Annotated in this window: 17 protein-coding genes; 6 read left to right on the forward strand and 11 right to left on the reverse strand. The window is 69.5% G+C overall.

Annotated features, from left to right (window positions below):
* The first annotated feature begins 48 nt into the window (after window positions 1-48).
* Window positions 49-762: a 16S rRNA (uracil(1498)-N(3))-methyltransferase gene (locus QLQ83_RS18050; protein WP_282736893.1), complete on the forward strand. Its 714-nt coding sequence runs from the start codon at window positions 49-51 to the stop codon at window positions 760-762.
* A 9-nt stretch (window positions 763-771) separates the two neighbouring features.
* On the opposite strand, the gene rloA3 is transcribed toward QLQ83_RS18050, so the two are convergent.
* The 11 genes from rloA3 to QLQ83_RS18105 form a co-directional block, all read right to left on the reverse strand.
* Window positions 772-1,329, reverse strand: a complete 558-nt coding sequence (gene rloA3, locus QLQ83_RS18055) for a retropepsin-like aspartic peptidase RloA3 (RefSeq protein WP_282736894.1) — start codon at window positions 1,327-1,329, stop codon at window positions 772-774.
* A gap of 21 nt (window positions 1,330-1,350) precedes the next feature.
* On the reverse strand, window positions 1,351-2,607 hold the full coding sequence (locus QLQ83_RS18060; RefSeq protein WP_282736895.1) for a lytic murein transglycosylase: 1,257 nt from the start codon (window positions 2,605-2,607) through the stop codon (window positions 1,351-1,353).
* A 70-nt stretch (window positions 2,608-2,677) separates the two neighbouring features.
* Complete coding sequence (locus QLQ83_RS18065; RefSeq protein WP_282736896.1) at window positions 2,678-3,130, reverse strand: DUF3429 domain-containing protein; 453 nt, start codon at window positions 3,128-3,130, stop codon at window positions 2,678-2,680.
* Window positions 3,130-4,428 carry a DASH family cryptochrome gene (locus tag QLQ83_RS18070; protein ID WP_282736897.1) on the reverse strand — a complete coding sequence of 433 codons (1,299 nt, stop codon included), beginning with the start codon at window positions 4,426-4,428 and terminating at the stop codon, window positions 3,130-3,132. Before QLQ83_RS18070 ends, QLQ83_RS18065 begins: the two co-directional genes overlap by 1 nt.
* A gap of 237 nt (window positions 4,429-4,665) precedes the next feature.
* Entirely contained in the window at window positions 4,666-5,073 is a 408-nt protein-coding gene (gene mnhG / locus QLQ83_RS18075) for a monovalent cation/H(+) antiporter subunit G (protein WP_282736898.1), read from the reverse strand.
* A complete protein-coding gene (locus QLQ83_RS18080) occupies window positions 5,066-5,335 on the reverse strand; it encodes a monovalent cation/H+ antiporter complex subunit F (protein WP_282736899.1) in 270 nt (89 codons plus the stop codon). The genes mnhG and QLQ83_RS18080 overlap by 8 nt, the downstream gene beginning before the upstream one ends.
* A 17-nt stretch (window positions 5,336-5,352) precedes the next feature.
* Window positions 5,353-5,826, reverse strand: a complete 474-nt coding sequence (locus QLQ83_RS18085; protein ID WP_282736900.1) for a Na+/H+ antiporter subunit E — start codon at window positions 5,824-5,826, stop codon at window positions 5,353-5,355.
* On the reverse strand, window positions 5,823-7,340 hold the full coding sequence (locus QLQ83_RS18090; RefSeq protein WP_282736901.1) for a Na+/H+ antiporter subunit D: 1,518 nt from the start codon (window positions 7,338-7,340) through the stop codon (window positions 5,823-5,825). Before QLQ83_RS18090 ends, QLQ83_RS18085 begins: the two co-directional genes overlap by 4 nt.
* Entirely contained in the window at window positions 7,337-7,684 is a 348-nt protein-coding gene (locus tag QLQ83_RS18095; protein ID WP_282736902.1) for a Na+/H+ antiporter subunit C, read from the reverse strand. Before QLQ83_RS18095 ends, QLQ83_RS18090 begins: the two co-directional genes overlap by 4 nt.
* A gap of 9 nt (window positions 7,685-7,693) precedes the next feature.
* Entirely contained in the window at window positions 7,694-8,131 is a 438-nt protein-coding gene (locus QLQ83_RS18100; protein WP_282736903.1) for a Na+/H+ antiporter subunit B, read from the reverse strand.
* On the reverse strand, window positions 8,124-10,454 hold the full coding sequence (locus tag QLQ83_RS18105; RefSeq protein WP_282736904.1) for a putative monovalent cation/H+ antiporter subunit A: 2,331 nt from the start codon (window positions 10,452-10,454) through the stop codon (window positions 8,124-8,126). The genes QLQ83_RS18100 and QLQ83_RS18105 overlap by 8 nt, the downstream gene beginning before the upstream one ends.
* 262 nt (window positions 10,455-10,716) lie before the next feature.
* Between QLQ83_RS18105 and QLQ83_RS18110 the strand changes: the two genes are divergently transcribed.
* From QLQ83_RS18110 to QLQ83_RS18130, 5 genes are read left to right on the forward strand one after another with little or no spacing between them, the layout of a single operon-like run.
* Window positions 10,717-13,551, forward strand: a complete 2,835-nt coding sequence (locus QLQ83_RS18110; RefSeq protein WP_282736905.1) for a monovalent cation/H+ antiporter subunit A — start codon at window positions 10,717-10,719, stop codon at window positions 13,549-13,551.
* Window positions 13,551-13,895: a Na+/H+ antiporter subunit C gene (locus QLQ83_RS18115; protein WP_106230575.1), complete on the forward strand. Its 345-nt coding sequence runs from the start codon at window positions 13,551-13,553 to the stop codon at window positions 13,893-13,895. The genes QLQ83_RS18110 and QLQ83_RS18115 overlap by 1 nt, the downstream gene beginning before the upstream one ends.
* A complete protein-coding gene (locus QLQ83_RS18120; RefSeq protein WP_282736906.1) occupies window positions 13,892-15,400 on the forward strand; it encodes a monovalent cation/H+ antiporter subunit D in 1,509 nt (502 codons plus the stop codon). Before QLQ83_RS18115 ends, QLQ83_RS18120 begins: the two co-directional genes overlap by 4 nt.
* Window positions 15,397-15,894 carry a Na+/H+ antiporter subunit E gene (locus QLQ83_RS18125; protein WP_282736907.1) on the forward strand — a complete coding sequence of 166 codons (498 nt, stop codon included), beginning with the start codon at window positions 15,397-15,399 and terminating at the stop codon, window positions 15,892-15,894. Before QLQ83_RS18120 ends, QLQ83_RS18125 begins: the two co-directional genes overlap by 4 nt.
* Complete coding sequence (locus tag QLQ83_RS18130) at window positions 15,888-16,157, forward strand: K+/H+ antiporter subunit F (RefSeq protein WP_250059830.1); 270 nt, start codon at window positions 15,888-15,890, stop codon at window positions 16,155-16,157. The genes QLQ83_RS18125 and QLQ83_RS18130 overlap by 7 nt, the downstream gene beginning before the upstream one ends.
* The last annotated feature ends 2 nt before the right edge of the window (window positions 16,158-16,159 follow it).

Consider the following 16,159-nt stretch of genomic DNA (forward strand, 5'->3'; position numbering starts at 1 on the left):
GCACCGCGACACCCACCATGCAAGGCATAGCCGCCAACGCGAGGCCCCATGAACCTGATCCTGCTCTCTGCCGATGACATCGAGAACGACCGCCTGGCCCGGGTCCGCGACCCGCGGCGCCTGGCCCACCTGCGCGAGGTGCACCGGGCGAGTCCCGGCGACATCCTGACGCTGGGCATCGAAGGGGGGCACCTGGGGCGCGGGGAACTGCTGGCCCTGGACGATGGCGAGGCCCTGTTCGACGTCGCCGCCCTGGACCAGGCACCGCCGCCGGCGCTGCCGGTGCATCTGGTGCTCGCCCTGCCCCGCCCACGGATGCTGGCCCGCACCCTGGAGCACGTCACCGCCCTCGGCGTAAAGCACATTACCCTGCTCAACACCCGCCGCGTGGAGAAGAGCTACTGGCAGTCGCCGGAACTCGGCGAGGAGAAGATCCACCGCCACCTGGTGCTCGGGCTGGAGCAGGCCCGCGATACCCAGCTGCCGGTGGTGGTCCTGGCCAAGGGCTTTCGCCCCTTCGTCGAGGAACGGTTGCCGGGCCTGCTGGAGGACCGTCGGGGCCTGGTGGCCCACCCCGGCCTGCCCGGAGACTGCCCCCGCGCCCTCGACGAGCCCGTGCTGCTGCTGGTGGGCCCGGAGGGGGGCTTCATCCCCTGGGAGGTGCAAAAGCTGCTCTCGGCGGGCTGCGAGGGCATCCACCTGGGCCCGCGCATCCTGCGGGTGGAGACCGCGGTGACGGCCCTTCTCGCCCGGCTCTTCTGAGCTCGCGGGCTACTCCTCCTCGTCCGGGTCGTGGGCGACGAACGGGGCATCGTCGTCGCAGTCGGGCTCGTTGAGGAAGGTCTCGCGCACGTCGAGCAGCCCCAGGTGGCCGATGGAACGGCGCCCGAGCAGCAGCGGGTAGTTCATCTCCTCGCGGTCGCGCAGCCCGAACTGCTCCTCGTAGACGGTATCGCCCAGGCAGACCTTCATCAGCACCACCGGCCGCTCGTCACGGCCGCCAGCCCCGCGCACCCGAAGGTCCCGATAGAGCGGCAGCTCCATGCGCTCGGTGAAGGTCTCGCCGCTGGCCTCGTCCTCGAGCCTGAGGCGAAAGCGGACCCACTCCTCGCCCTCCTTGTCGAAGGCCTCGATGTCGCGGGCGTCCAGTGACGAGGTCAGGGCACCGCTGTCGAGCTTGGCCTTCACCTCCACGCCCCAGGGCTCCAGGGTGGCCTTCTCCACCCAGCCGAAGACCTTGTCCTCGTCCTCGGCGATGGCCGGCGACGCGGCACTCAGCAGCAGGGCAGCCAGCAGGGGCAGGCGATAACGTGTCAGCGTCAGGGTCATGGTCTCCTCCGGGTCCGGGGCTCAGCGCTTCAGGCGCTCGAGCAGGTTGCGGGTGGCGAAGCCATCCGGCGTGGTGCCGATGGCGGCCTGGAACTCGCGCAGGCCACGGCGGGTGTTGGGGCCCATGATGCCGTCCGGCGTGCCCACCTCGAAGCCACGCTGATTGAGCAGGCGCTGCATCTCGCGCACCTGGCTCCGGCTCAACGGCTGTTCCTCACGGGGCCACCCCTGCACCACGCCCTCGCGGCCGGCCACCTCATCGGCCAGGGTGCCTACCGCCAGGGCGTAGCTGGTGGCGTTGTTGTAGCGCAGGATGGCACGGAAGTTGGGGCCCACCAGGAAGGCCGGGCCCTCCGCACCACCAGGCACGATCACCGAGGCCGCCGCGAAGTCGGGCAGCGGCTCCCCGTCCAGGGTGCGCACGCCACGTCCGGCCCAGTCGCGGCTGGGGCGACGGGTGGACATCTCGGTCTCGGCGTAGTCGAAGTCGTCGGGGAGGCGGACCTCCACGCCCCAGGGCTGCCCTGCCTGCCAGCCGGCACTGTCGAGGTAGTTGGCGGTGGAGGCCATCACGTCCGGGATGCTGCCCCAGATGTCTCGCCGCCCGTCGCCGTCGCCATCCACGGCATAGGCCTCGAAGCTCGAGGGAATGAACTGGGTGTGTCCCATGGCACCGGCCCAGGAGCCCTGCATGCGCTCGGGCGAGATGTCCCCGGCCTCCAGGATTCGCAGCGCCGCGAGCAGCTCGCCGCGGGCGAAGTCGCGACGGCGGCCGTCGTACGCCAGGGTAGCCAGGGCCTCCAGGGTCGAGAAGTCGCCGAAGTTGCCGCCGTAGTTGCTCTCGATGCCCCAGATGGCGACGATCACCTCGGCGGGCACCCCGTAGCGCCGCTCCATCTCCCGGGCCGTGGCGCGGTGCGCGTCCAGGCGCTCCCGCCCGGTGGTCACCCGGGTCGCCGATACGGCGCTGTCCAGGTACTGCCAGATCGGCCGCACGAACTCGGGCTGGGAGCGGTCGAGCTCGATCACCCGCGGACGATAGCGCAGGCCGTCCAGGGCTCGCGCCAGGGTCGCCTCGCCGATGCCCTCTGCCCGCGCCTCGCGCCGGAAGTCGGCCAGCCAGCTGGCGAAGTCTGCCGCGGCCGCCGGCTCACCGGCCACGGCGTCGGTCGTCTCGCCGCGTTCCGCCTCGCGGTCCACGCTGGCCTCGCTGGGAGGCGCGGCCTGGCAGCCGGCCAGCAGGGCCAGCAGCAGGGGGGTGGTCAGCATCCGTCTCATCGTCGCTCCTGCAGGACGTTTCCATGATGCGCCCGATCATCGCCCAGAACCGGCCTCCAGGCCAGCCCGTTCAGCTCCCCCAGAGCCGCCAGATCAGCAGCGCGTGGCAGGCCAGCACGACCAGGGTCAGGGGCATGCGCAGGGCCTGGTACCAGCCGGGCAGCCTCGCCCCACCCTCCCGGGAGAGTTCATGCAAGCGCACCAGCACGAAGCCGATGGCCAGCACCCAGGCACCGGTGAGCGGGTGGAGCAGCAGCGCCGGCCAAGCGACCAGGCTCGGCACCATGGCGAGCAACATGCGCCACCGGAAGGCGGCCTCGCCCGGGCGCTCCCGGCACATGGCCACGCCCCACTGCACCCCGCCGAGGAAGGAGAGGATCACCGCGCCATAGCCCAGGAAGGCCCGGACGGCGACGACCTGCCAGGCGACCGGCGCCAGCCATGCCGCCGCGACGCTCGCCAGGAAGGGCAGCAGGCCGGCCAGGCCGAGCCACAGCGGCAGTGCAGGGATCGAGGCGCGCATCAGGGCGCCTCCCCATGCGCAGCGACGGCAGACGCCCAGAGCGCCGCATAGGTGCCGTCGGGGTCGTAGCGCCCGGCCTGGTCCTGGACGTCCAGGGCACGCGGCCGCGCATCGCGCCCCACCCCGGCCAGATAGCGCCAGTTGCCCCAGTTGCTGGCCACGTCGTGGTCGACCAGGCAATGCTCGAACCAGGCCGCGCCCAGGCGCCAGTCCCCGCCGAGGTCGCGCACCAGGAAGCTCGCCGCGTTCTGGCGAGCCCGGTTGGAGAGCCAGCCGGTGGCGGCCAGCTCGCGCATGGCGGCATCGACGAGGGGCATCCCGGTCCTGCCCTGCCGCCAGGCAGCGAAGCTCGCCCCCGCGTCGGGCAGCGGCCGCGCGCCGAACAGGCTGCGCCCTTCCTGATGCGCCGCCCAGTGGAAGTAGTCGCGCCACAGCAGCTCGAAGACCAGCCAGTAGGTCGAGTCGTTGCCGCCATGCCGGTTCTCCCAGGCGCGCACCGCATCGTGCACCTGCCGAGCCGAGAGGCAGCCATGTGCCAGCCAGGGCGAGAGCCGGGTGGAGAAGTCGGCACCGACAAGGCCGTTGCGGGTCTGCTTGTAGCGCGCCACGGCCGCGGTGTCCCACAGGTAATGGTCGAGCCTGGCCCGCCCGGCCGCCTCGCCGCCCGCGAAGCGGAACCGGCCCCTCGGGTCGGGCTGCCAGCCGGCGGCCTCGGGACTCACCTCGTGCAGGGGCGGCAGCCCCCGGGCGGCCTCCCGCGGCCAGGGCGGCAGGGTCACCGGGGCCGGGCCGCTCTCCGGGACCTGCGAGGCCTTCTCGGCTCGCCGACGGAAGGCGGAAAAGCTCGTCGGCAGGTCGGCCACGCCGGTGGGCAGGCTCGATGCATCGAACAGCATGCCCCCGTCGGTCCTCACCACCTCGCAACGCCCCTCGAGCCGTGCGGCGAGGGTCGCCACCGCCTCGTCCTCGTCGCAACCGGCGTCGTGGCGAACGCGTACCCGGGTCGCTGCGTGCCGTTCGGCGAGGTCCGCGACCACCGTCACCGGATCATCGATGCGCACCAGCAGGTCACTGCCGCGCTTGAGCAGCTCGCCACGCAGTTCGATCAGGCTCTGCCAGAGGAACTGCAGGCGGGCCGGGCCGACCCGTCGCGCCGCCAGCCCGGGCAGGGCCGACTCCAGCCAGCTGGCGTCGAGCACGTAGACGCACAGCAGCTGCTCGGGCGGCGTCGGAAAGGCCAGCAGCGGGTTGTCGGCCAGGCGCAGGTCGTGGCGAAACCAGGCGATCTCGGTGCTCATGCCCACCTCCCGCCAGATGACTTCGGGCAATGGGAAGTGGCGTATCCGCCTCGGCGGGCGGCACCTCGGGCGGACAGAGCCGTAATGCGACGCATGGCGCCCCCCTCATGGCGTGATTCATGGACAAGAGAAATTCAATGTATAGATATTGTACATGATATTCCGCCGCCATGAAGGCGTCATGCAGAAGGCCGCCCGCGGGCGGCCTTCACGAGACATGCAACGCTTACTCGAGGGTCAGGGGGCGTCCTCGGGGTCACGCGGGGGCCGGGCGGCGTTGGCCTCGGTCTCCAGGTGGCTCTTCAGGCGGTGCGTGAGGGGGTCGTAGTTGGGCTTGAGCTCGTCCTTCACCGTACCGCTCCACAGCCGGGAACCGACGAAATAGCCCGCCCGGCCGATCACATGGGCCGCCACCGGGGCGGTCATCATGATGAAGAGGATCACGCCGAAGGCCCGCGCCACCACCGCCACCTGGCCGAAGTGCAGCGCCACCGCCAGCATGATCAGGGTGGCTCCCAGGGTCGCGGCCTTGGTGGTGGCGTGCATGCGGGTCAGCAGGTCGGGAAGGCGCACCACCCCGAGCGCCGCCAGGAACATGAAGATCGCCCCGGCCAGTATCAGGCTGCCCTTGATCAACTCAGTCATCCCGGGGCCCCCCGCGTTCCAGGAAGCGGGCGAAGCCGATGGCGGCCATGAACGCCATCAGTGCCATGACGATGGCCACGTCGAGCAGGCTCGGCACATCGGTGGCGATGGCGATCACCCCGATGATGCCGACGAGGATCGACGAGAAGAGCTCCAGGGCCACCACCCGGTCCGGCAGGCTGGGCCCGCGGAACAGGCGCACGAAGGCCAGGCACAGGGCCAGGGCCATCACCGCCAGGCTCAGCAGGATCACGGTCGACACGGGGTCACCTCCTTTCACTAATGGAACAGTTCCAGTGCCCGGCGCTCCAGCTCCGCCAGGCTGCGCCTGAGTTCCGGCTCGTCGTCCAGGAACATGGCATGGATGTAGAGCACGCGGCGATCGTCGGAGACATCCAGGCTCAGGGTACCCGGCGTCAGCGAGATCAGGTTGGCGACGAAGGCGATCTCGAACTCGGTGCTGGCCTTGAGGGGCATGGCGATCACCCCCGGCTTCATGTACCAGGGCGGGGTGACGATGTCGTAGGAGACCTTGAGGTTGGCCATCACCAGCTCCTTGAGGAAGAAGCCGACGAAACGGATCAACCGTGGCAGCCGCTGGGCATGCCCGGCCAGTGCCGGCACCTGGGGCTGGATCAGCGCCAGCACCAGGTAGCCGAAGAACAGCCCGGCGAGCAGGTTGCGGCCGCTGAAGTCGCCAGTGAGCACGACCCAGGCGAAGCCCAGCAGCAGGTTCCAGGCGGCCCCGATCATGGCGTCACCTCCCCGGCCTCGCCGAGCACGGCCTCGATGTAGCGCTCGGGCGCCAGCAGCTGGCCGGCCGAGGCCTCGGCCAGGGCGAAGATGGGCTCGGCATTGAGGCCGATGAACAGGGTGCACAGCGCCAGGCCGACCACCGGCGTGGCCATCAGCCACATCTCGCGCGGATTGACCGCCGGATAGGGGTCGACGTCCCCTTCCGGCGGCGCCGACTTCCAGAACACCTCGGCCCAGATCTTGATCATCGAATAGAGGGTGAGCAGCCCCACCAGCAGGGCGATGAAGGTCACCCCGTAGGCCTCGGCCTCGATGCCGGCGCGGATCACGATGAACTTGGCGAAGAAACCGGACAGGGGCGGCATGCCGGCCAGCGACAGCGCCGGGATCAGGAACAGCACGGCCAGCCAGGGGTGGCTGCGATAGAAGCCGCCCAGCGACTTGAGCTGGTAGGTTCCACGCAGCCGATGGATGATGCCGCTGACCAGGAAGAGATTCGTCTTCACGATGATGTGGTGCATGATGTAGAAGACCCCGCCGATGATCGCCAGGGGCGTGAACAGCGCCAGCCCCAGGATCATGTAGCCGATCTGGCTGACGATATGGAACGACAGGATGCGCCGGAACTCGAACTGTGCCGCCGCGCCCAGCACCCCGGAGAGCATGGTGAACCCCGCCCCCCACAGCAGGATCTCGTGGGTATAGCCCGGGCTCTGGTTGAAGATCAGCGTGAACACCCGGAACAGCGCATAGACCCCGACCTTGGTCAGCAGGCCGGCGAACAGCGCGGATACGGCCACCGGCGGGGTGTGGTAGGAGGCCGGCAGCCAGAAGAACAGCGGGAAGGCCGCCGCCTTGATGCCGAAGGCCACCATGAACATCATCGCCAGGACATCGACCATGCCGTCGTCCTCCAGGGTCGCCAGGCGACGGGCGATGTCGGCCATGTTGAGCGTGCCCACCATCCCATAGAGCAGCCCCACCGCGACCAGGAAGGTCACCGAGGAGACCAGGTTGAGGGTGACGTACTTGATCGCCCCCTCCATCTGCGCCTTCTCGCTGCCCAGGATCAGCAACGCGAATGACGCCACCAGCATCACCTCGAACCAGACGTAGAGGTTGAAGATGTCGCCGGTGAGGAAGGCCCCGGCGACCCCGGCCAGCAGCAGGTGCATCAGCGGGAAGTAGCCGTAGGCCTCGTGACCGCGCCCTACCGTGGCCAGCGAGAAGAGCGCCACGGCGAAGCCGATGATGCCGGTGAGCACCACCATGATCGCCCCCAGCAGGTCGGCCACCAGGCTGATGCCGAAGGGCGCGGGCCAGCCGCCCATATGCATCACCAGGATGCCGTCGCGATTGACCGTGGCCAGCAGCCACAGGCTGGTCAGCAAGAGGCCAGCGGTACCGGCCACGGCGACGAAGCGCTGCATGCTCCGGGAGCGCCAGAACACCAGCGACAGAGCTCCCGACAGCAGCGGGATGAGGATGGGCAGCGCGATCTGGGGATTCACGTGTCGGTATCCTTCATCTTGTCCAGGTCATCGGCACGCACGATCTCCCAGGCACGACGCACCAGCACCACGGCGAACGACAGCACCCCGAAGGCGATGACGATAGCGGTGAGCACCAGTGCCTGGGGCAGCGGGTCGGCCACCGGGCCCTCGGGCGCCGTCAGGCCCTGCGGGACCAGCGGCGGTGCGCCGCGCACCATGCCCGCCGTGGCGAAGATCAGCAGGTTGGCGGCATTGGAGAGCAGCATCAGCCCGATCACCAGCTTGACGATGGAGCGGCGCAGCATCATGTAGATGGCGGCGGCGAACAGGACGCCGATGGTGATGGCCATCAAGGGTTCCATGGAGCCTCCTCAGTGTTCGTCGTCTTCCTGATCGTCGGTCTTGACCAGGGCGGTGATCGCGGTGAGCACCGAGCCCACTACCACCAGATAGACGCCGATATCGAAGATCAGCGGCGTCGAGGCCTTGAAGTCGATGACCGGGATGGTCCACCACTGGGCCGTGAAGAAGGGCTCGCCGACCCACCAGGCCGGCAGCGTGGCGAGCACCCCGAGTAGCAGTCCCATGCCGACCAGGTCGCGGGGCGACACCTTGAGCATCTCGCTCAGGGCGCGACGCCCACGGGCGAAGAGGTAGAGCGCGAAGGCTCCCGCCGCCACCAGGCCGGCGATGAAGCCGCCCCCCGGCTCGTCGTGCCCGCGCAGCAGCAGGAACAGCGAGAAGAGCAGCTGTAGCGGCAGCAGCAGCCGCGCCGCGGCATTGAGGATCAGTGTGCCCGATCTAACCATCGTCTCTCTCCGGCGGCGGCGCCTGGCGCCGGGCATCGTACGCCTCGGCATGGAAGCGCAGCATGGCGTAGACGCCGATAGCCGCCAACGCCAGCACGAACATCTCGCCCAGGGTATCCAACGCCCGGAAGTCGACCAGGATGACGTTGACGATGTTGTGGCCATGGCCCAGCGGCTGGCTGTTGGCGGTCATGTAGTCCGAGATCCGCGGCAGCCGCTCGCCGGACAGCACCGAGAGCATCAGCAGGGTGATCAGGCCGCCGGTGAGGCTCGCCACCGCAAGGTCTCGCAGCCGTTCGATGGGCGTGGAGAGGGTGGCGAAGCGCGGCAGGCGGAACAGCACCAGCACCAGCAGGATCACCGTCAGGGTCTCCACCAGCAACTGGGTGATCGCCAGGTCCGGGGCGCTGAACAGCACGAAGGTCAGGGCGATGGAGAAGCCCATGATGCCCAGTGCGGCCACCGCTGCCAGCCGCGAGCGCATCACGCAGGCCGCCACGGCACCGGCGATCATCAGGCCGGCGACCACGGCCTCGTGGAAGTAGACCGCCAGGGCGAAGTCGAACTCGAGGGTGTGCCGGAAGACGAGCGCATGGCCGACCAGGCCCACCAGCACCAGCAGGGTCACCACCAGGTAGTTGCGAATATGCCCGTTCTGCAGCATGCGGGTCTGCCAGCCGGCCACGCTCACCATGCCGGCCATCAGCGCCTCGTAGCCGGCCTCGGGGCCGCGGGCCATGAGCGGCTCGAGGCGTGCCAGCCATGCCCGCAGGCGATCCCAGTGGCGGTAGGCCAGCAGGCCCAGCAGCAGGCTAGCGAGCGACAGCAGCAGGGGCAGGTTGACCCCGTGCCACAGCGCGAGGTGCACCTCGGCCCCGGGCGCGCCGATGCCCGCCACGGTGGCGCCCACCAGGGGATCGAGCAGACCGGGGGCCAGGCCGAACGACAGCGACAGCGCGGCCAGCAGGGCGGGCCCCGCGAGCATGGCATGCGGCGCCTCATGGGGCGCCCGGGGAGTCTCGCGCGGGACGCCGAAGAAGGGGCGCAGGGCGACGATGGCCGCCACGGCCAGGGTCAGGAAGGCCGCCGTGAAGGCCAGCAGCAGGATCAGGGGGCGCCAGGCATCGACGGACAGTACCGACGCGAACATCAGCTCCTTGCCCACGAAGCCCAGCAAGGGCGGCAGCCCGGCCAGCGACAGGGCGGCGACCCCGGCCACGGCGGCGGTGATCGGCATCACCCGACGCAGCCCCCCCATGGCAGTGACGTCCTTGGTGCCGGTCTCGTGGTCGAGGATGCCGGCCACCATGAACAGCGCCCCCTTGTAGAGCGAGTGAGCCAGCAGGAAGATCACGAAGGCGACCAGCGCCCCCTCGGTGCCGATGCCGAGCAGCATGGTCAGGGTGCCCAGCGCCATCACCGTGGAGTAGGCCAGCAGCTTCTTGACGTTGGTGTGCTGGATCGCCAGGAAGGCGCCGGTGGCCATGGTCAGCGCCCCCACCAGCGAGAGGGTGATCACCCAGCCATCGGTGCCGCCGAGAGCGGGATGCAGCCGGGCGAGCAGATAGACCCCCGCCTTGACCATGGTCGCCGAGTGCAGGTAGGCCGAGACCGGCGTGGGGGCCGCCATGGCGTTGGGCAGCCAGAAGTGGAAGGGGAACTGCGCCGACTTGGTGAAGGCGCCCAGCAGCACGCAGACCAGCAGCGGCGTGTAGAGCGCATGCTCGCGCAGCAGCTCGCCGCGGCGGGTGAGCTCGGCCAGCGACCAGCTGTCACCGGCCACGGCGAGCATGGCGAACCCGGCGAGCAGCGCCAGGCCGCCGCCCACGGTGACGAAGAGCCCCTGGAGCGCCGCCTTGCGGGCGGCGAGGTCGGTGTGGTTGAAGCCGATCAGCAGGTAGGAGGTGATGCTGGTCAGCTCCCAGAACACGAAGAGCGTGACCAGGTTGTCGGCCAGCACCAGGCCGAGCATCGACATCATGAAGGCGGTGATCACCACCAGGAAGCGCGGCAGGTCGCGATGGCCACGCAGGTACTCCCCCGAGTAGACCAGCACCAGGGCGCCGATCACCGTGATCAGCATGGCGAACAGCCAGGCGAGGCCGTCGATCAGGAAGGTCAGGGTGATGTCGAGCCCCGGCACCCAGGCCCACTCCAGCAGCAGGACCTCGCCGGAGGCGACCGCTGGCCACTGGCCGAGCAGCCAGGCCGACAGGGAGGCGGGCAGCAGGGCCATCACCAGCGGCGTCCGGGCCCCGAACCAGTGATGCAGCAGCGGGGCCATTCCCGCCACCACGAAGCCTCCCAGCACGGCAAGTTGCATCAGGCGCCCTCCCCTGTCGTGACGGCGTTCGCGGCACCGTCGCCGCCCCCACCGATTCGAACGCTCAACTCTATAGAGACAAGGTGTTGAAAGGCAAGGAGGCGGCGAGCGAGTTCCCTTTGCGGTAGAGTGGAAAGGAGCCAAGCCATGGGGGGGCTACCTGACCCAGGGACGGGATGCGACGGCATGTCGCTTGCGTCATCCTGTCCCGCGGGCACGCTAGGCCCTCCCCGTTCCCGGACCCGCGCAGGATGACCGATCGATGACATTGCTGTGGATAGCCCTGTTGCCCCTGCTGGGGGTGCTGGTGCCCGCGTTCACCGAGCGACGCGGGCGACGATTCTGCTCCCTGGCCACCGCGCTGCTGCCCGCGCTGGCCCTGCTGCTGACCCTCGGGCAGCTGCCGGACCTGGCCGCCGGCGAGGCACTGCGCTTCGCCGTCGACTGGGTACCCACCCTGGGCCTCGACCTGGCCTTCCGGCTGGACGGCCTGTCGGTGCTGTTCAACCTGCTGATCATGGGGATCGGCCTGCTGATCCTGCTCTATGCGCACTACTACCTGTCGCCGGAGGAACCCTTCGGGCGCTTCTACGCCTATCTGATCCTGTTCATGGCCTCCATGGTCGGCATCGTGATGGCCGACAACCTGCTGCTGCTGTGGCTCTTCTGGGAGCTCACCAGCATCTCCTCCTTCCTGCTGATCGGCTTCTGGTCGCACCGCAGCGACGCCCGCAAGGGCGCGCGCATGGCCTTGACCGTGACCGGCGCCGGAGGCCTGGCGCTGCTCGCCGGCCTGCTGCTGCTGGGCGACATGGTGGGCAGCTACGCCATGGACGACGTCCTGGCCGGCGGCGAGGCGATTCTCGCCGACCCGCGCTACCCGCTGATGCTGGTGCTGGTGCTTCTCGGCGCCTTCACCAAGTCGGCGCAGTTCCCCTTCCAGTTCTGGTTGCCCCATGCCATGGCGGCCCCCACGCCGGTCTCCGCCTATCTGCACTCGGCGACCATGGTCAAGGCGGGCATCTTCCTGATGGCGCGCCTGCACCCGGCCATCGCCGGCAGCGAGCTGTGGTCGGTGATCGTTTCCCTGGTCGGCATGGCCACCATGCTCTATGGCGCCTGGTTCGCCCTGCTCAAGACCGACCTCAAGGGCATCCTGGCCTTCTCGACGGTCAGCCACCTGGGACTGATCACCGTGCTGCTGGGGATCGGCACGCCCATGGCGGTGCTCGCGGCACTCTTCCATATCCTCAACCACGCCACCTTCAAGGCGGCGCTGTTCATGAGCGCAGGCATCATCGACCATGAGACCGGCACGCGCGAGCTGGGCCGCCTGGGGGGCCTGCGCCGGGCCATGCCGGTCACCGCGGTGCTGACCAGCGTGGCGGGCGCCGCCATGGCCGGCGTGCCGCTGCTCAACGGCTTCCTCTCCAAGGAGATGTTCTTCACCGAGACCCTGGCGACCCCGGTGCTGGGCGGGTTGAGCTGGCTGCTGCCGGTACTCGCCACCCTGGGCGGCATCCTCTCGGTGGCCTACTCGCTGCGCCTGGTGCATGCGGTCTTCTTCAGGCCGGCCCGAGAGGCGCCGCCCAGGTCGCCCCATGAGCCGCCCTGGCTGATGCGCGCCCCGGTGGTACTGCTGGTGGTGCTGTGCGTGGTCGTGGGCCTGGCCCCCGTGCTGGCGGAGGGGCTGCTGGGCCTGGCGCTGGCGCCGGTGCTGGGCGAGGCGTTCGAGTTCCACCTGGCGATCTGGCACGGCGTCAACCTGCCGCTGATGATGAGCCTGGTGGCCCTGGTCGCCGGCGTCGCGACCTACTGGCGCCACCCCGACCTGCGCCGCTTCCTCAAGGGATTCCGCCCGGTGGATGCCCGCCTGGTGTTCGAGGCCGCCGTGCAATGGCTGGGACGCGGCTCGGAGGCGGGCCTGGCCCGGTTCGACGGGGGCTCGCTGCAACGCTACATGACCTGGCTGCTGTTGGCCGCCCTGCTGATGGGCGGCCTGGGCCTGGCGCGCCTGAGCGGGTTGACCGGCGAGCTGGGCAACCAGCCCCTCGACGGCATCCTGCTGCTGGGGGCCGGCCTGCTGATCTTCGGCGGCATCGCGACGGCCGCCACCCACCGCTACCGCCTGATCTCGCTGCTGATGCTCTCGGTAGTGGGCCTGGTGGTCGCCCTGACCTTCGCCCGCTTCTCCGCGCCCGACCTGGCGCTGACCCAGCTCTCGGTGGAGGTGGTGACCATGATCCTGCTGATGCTGGCGCTGTTCTTCCTGCCCCAGAAGACACCCCGGGAGTCCTCGAACCGCCGCAGCCTGCGCGACGTGGTGCTGGCCGGTGCCCTGGGCATGGTGGTCGCCAGCCTCAACTACGCGGTGCTGACGCGGGACAATGCCCCCATCTCGGGCTTCTTCCTGGAGAACAGCGTGCCCGGCGGCGGCGGCCACAACGTGGTCAACGTCATCCTGGTGGACTTCCGTGGCTTCGATACCCTGGGCGAGATCACCGTGCTGGCGCTGGCGGGCCTGGCGATCTTCAAGCTGCTCAACCGGCTGCGACTGTTCATGCCGCACAGCGACGGCAAGGGTCGACTCTGGTCACCGGACCACTATCCGGCAATTCTCACCTCCATCTCCATGGCGCTGCTGCCGCTGGCCCTGCTGGTGTCGGCCTTCATCTTCCTGCGCGGCCACAACCAGCCCGGCGGCGGCTTCATCGCCGGTCTGGTCACCGCCGTGGCGCTGATCCTGCTCTACATGGCCCGCGGCGTCGAATGGGTCCAGCAGCGCCTCGACTTCCCCTATCAGCCGGTAGCGATCGCCGGGGTAGCCATCGCCACCCTCACGGGGCTTGGCAGCTGGCTGTTCGGCCATCCCTTCCTGACCTCGGCCTTCGGTTACTTCCACCTGCCGCTGGTCGGCAAGTTCGAGCTGGCCACCGCCATGCTCTTCGACCTCGGCGTCTACCTGGCGGTGGTGGGGGCCACGCTGATGATCCTCGCCAACCTGGGCAAGGTCACCACGCCCCACCGCCCGGCCAAGGAAGCCGCCACGAGCTTCGACAACGCCCCCACTTCGCGACCCGGCAAGGAGAAACGCTGATGGAAAGCCTCTACGCCATCACCACCGGCGTGCTGACCGCCTGCGGGCTCTATCTGGTCCTGCGTGGCCGCACCTTCCCGGTGGTGGTCGGCCTCACCCTGCTCTCCTATGCGGTCAACCTCTTCCTGTTCTCCATGGGCGGGCTGACCACCGACGGGGCCGCCATCCTCGACGGACCGGCCGACTATGCCGACCCGCTGCCCCAGGCACTGGTGCTCACCGCCATCGTGATCGGCTTCGCCATGACCGCCTTCGTGGTGATCCTGGCCATGCGCGCGCGCAGCGAGGCGGGCAACGACCATGTCGACGGCCGCAAGCATGAAGACGGGGAGGGGCGCCCGTGATGCAGCATCTGATCGTCCTGCCCGTGGTGCTGCCGCTGGTCGCCGGCATCCTGCTGCTGTATCGCCGCCAGGGAGCCACCCGGGCCAAGCGCCTGGTCGGGGTCGTCGCCACGGCGGCACTGGTGGTGGTCGGCTTCGCCCTGGTGGCCCGTGCCGCCGGCGGCGAGGTCACCTACTATGCGCTGGGTGACTGGCAGCCGCCCTTCGGCATCGTGCTGGTGCTCGATCGCCTCTCGGCGCTGATGGTGCTGCTCACCGCGGTGCTCGCCCTCGGGGCGGTGGTGTTCGCCTGTGCCGGCGACGACGAGCGCGGCAGTAACTTCCACGGCCTCTTCCAGTGGCAGCTGATGGGCATCAACGGGGCCTTCCTCACCGGTGACCTGTTCAACCTCTTCGTGTTCTTCGAAGTGCTGCTGCTGGCCTCCTACGCCCTGCTGCTGCACGGCGGCGGCAAGGCACGTATCCAGGCCGGCGTGCACTACGTGGTGCTCAACCTGGCCGGTTCCTCGCTGTTCCTGATCGCCGTGGGCGTGCTCTACGGCGCCACCGGCACCCTCAACATGGCCGACATGGCGGTGCGCCTCGCCGAGTTGCCCGACGAGCGGGCCGGGCTGGTCACCGCCGGCGGCCTGATGCTGCTGGTGGTGTTCGGCCTCAAGGCGGCGATCCTGCCGCTCTACTTCTGGCTGCCGCGGGCCTACGCCGCCGCGCCGGCGCCGGTGGCGGCGCTGTTCGCCATCATGACCAAGGTCGGCATCTACGCCATCCTGCGGGTCTATTCGCTGGTCTTCGGCGACCACGCCGGACCGCTGGCGGACCTCGAGCAGGCCTGGGTGTGGTGGCTCTCGCTGGGCACCCTGGTGGTGGCCGGGGTCGGCGTGCTCGCGGCCCGTGACCTGCGCCTGCTGGTGGCCTACCTGGTGCTGGTCTCGGTGGGCACCCTGCTGGCCGGCATCGGCATGGGCTCGCCGGCCGCCGTCTCCGCCCTGCTCTACTACCTGATACACACCACCCTGATCACCGGCGGGCTCTTCCTGCTGGCCGAGCTGATCGGCCTGCAGCGGGGCAAGGCCGGTACCCGCCTGGTCAGGGGCCGCCCCCTGCATCAGGGCGGCTGGCTGGCCGGGCTGTTCTTCGTCGGTGCCGTGGCGGTGGCCGGCCTGCCACCGCTCTCGGGGGCCATCGGCAAGGCCCTGATGATGGCGGCCGCCGAGGGCGGCCAGCGCGCCTGGCTGTGGCCGATCCTGCTGGGCACCGGCCTGTGCGCGCTGATTGCCCTGTCCCGGGCCGGCTCCACCCTGTTCTGGCGGAGTCAGGGGGAGCCGATGGGCCTGCCCCTGCCGCGGCGCCAGTGGTTCGGGGTCGCCTGGCTGCTGGGTGCCTCGCCGCTGCTGGTGGCCCTGGCCGGCCCGGTCAGCGACTACACCCGGGCCACCGCCGAGCAGCTGGCCAACCCCCAGGTGGTGGTCAACGCCCTGTTGAACGATGCCGGAGGCACGCCATGATCAAGCCCCGTCCCTGGCTGCCGACCCCCCTGCTGTCGATCCTGCTGCTGGCGGTCTGGCTGCTGCTGGTGCGCAGCACCGCCTTCGGCCAGCTCCTGCTGGGTGGTTTCCTGGCGGTGGTGATCCCGCTGGCCACCCATCGCTTCTGGGATGCTCAGCCCCATGTGGCCCGGCCCTGGAAGCTGCTGCGCTTCGTGTTGCGCGTGCTCGGCGACATCCTCATCGCCAACATCGAGGTGGCCTGGCTGATCGTCAATCCCTGGCGCCGGCTGCGCCCCCACTTCGTGGAATACCCGCTGATGCTGGAGGACCGCTTCACCATCACCCTGCTGGCCAACACCATCAGCCTGACCCCGGGCACGGTATCGGCCAACCTGCGCCTGGACGGCCGTACGCTGCTGATCCATGCCCTGGACGTGGAGGATGAGGAGGCGCTGATCGCGCATATCCGCGAACGCTACGAGCGGCCGCTGAAGGAGATCTACGAATGCTAGACATTGCCCTGTGGACCAGCATGGCCCTGGTGGTGGCGGCCCTGCTGCTCAACGTCTATCGCCTGACGGTGGGGCCGGACATGCCGGACCGGATCCTGGCGCTGGACACCATGTACGTGAATTCCATCGCGCTGATCGTGCTGATGGGACTGTGGCTGAACACCAAGACCTACTTCGAGTCGGCGCTGCTGATCGCCATGCTCGGCTTCATCAGCACCGTGGCGGTCTGCAAGTACCTGCTGCGCGGCGACATCATCGAATAGGA

The sequence above is a fragment of the Halomonas rhizosphaerae genome (assembly GCF_030010555.1).
GTDB classification, from domain to species: domain Bacteria; phylum Pseudomonadota; class Gammaproteobacteria; order Pseudomonadales; family Halomonadaceae; genus Halomonas; species Halomonas rhizosphaerae.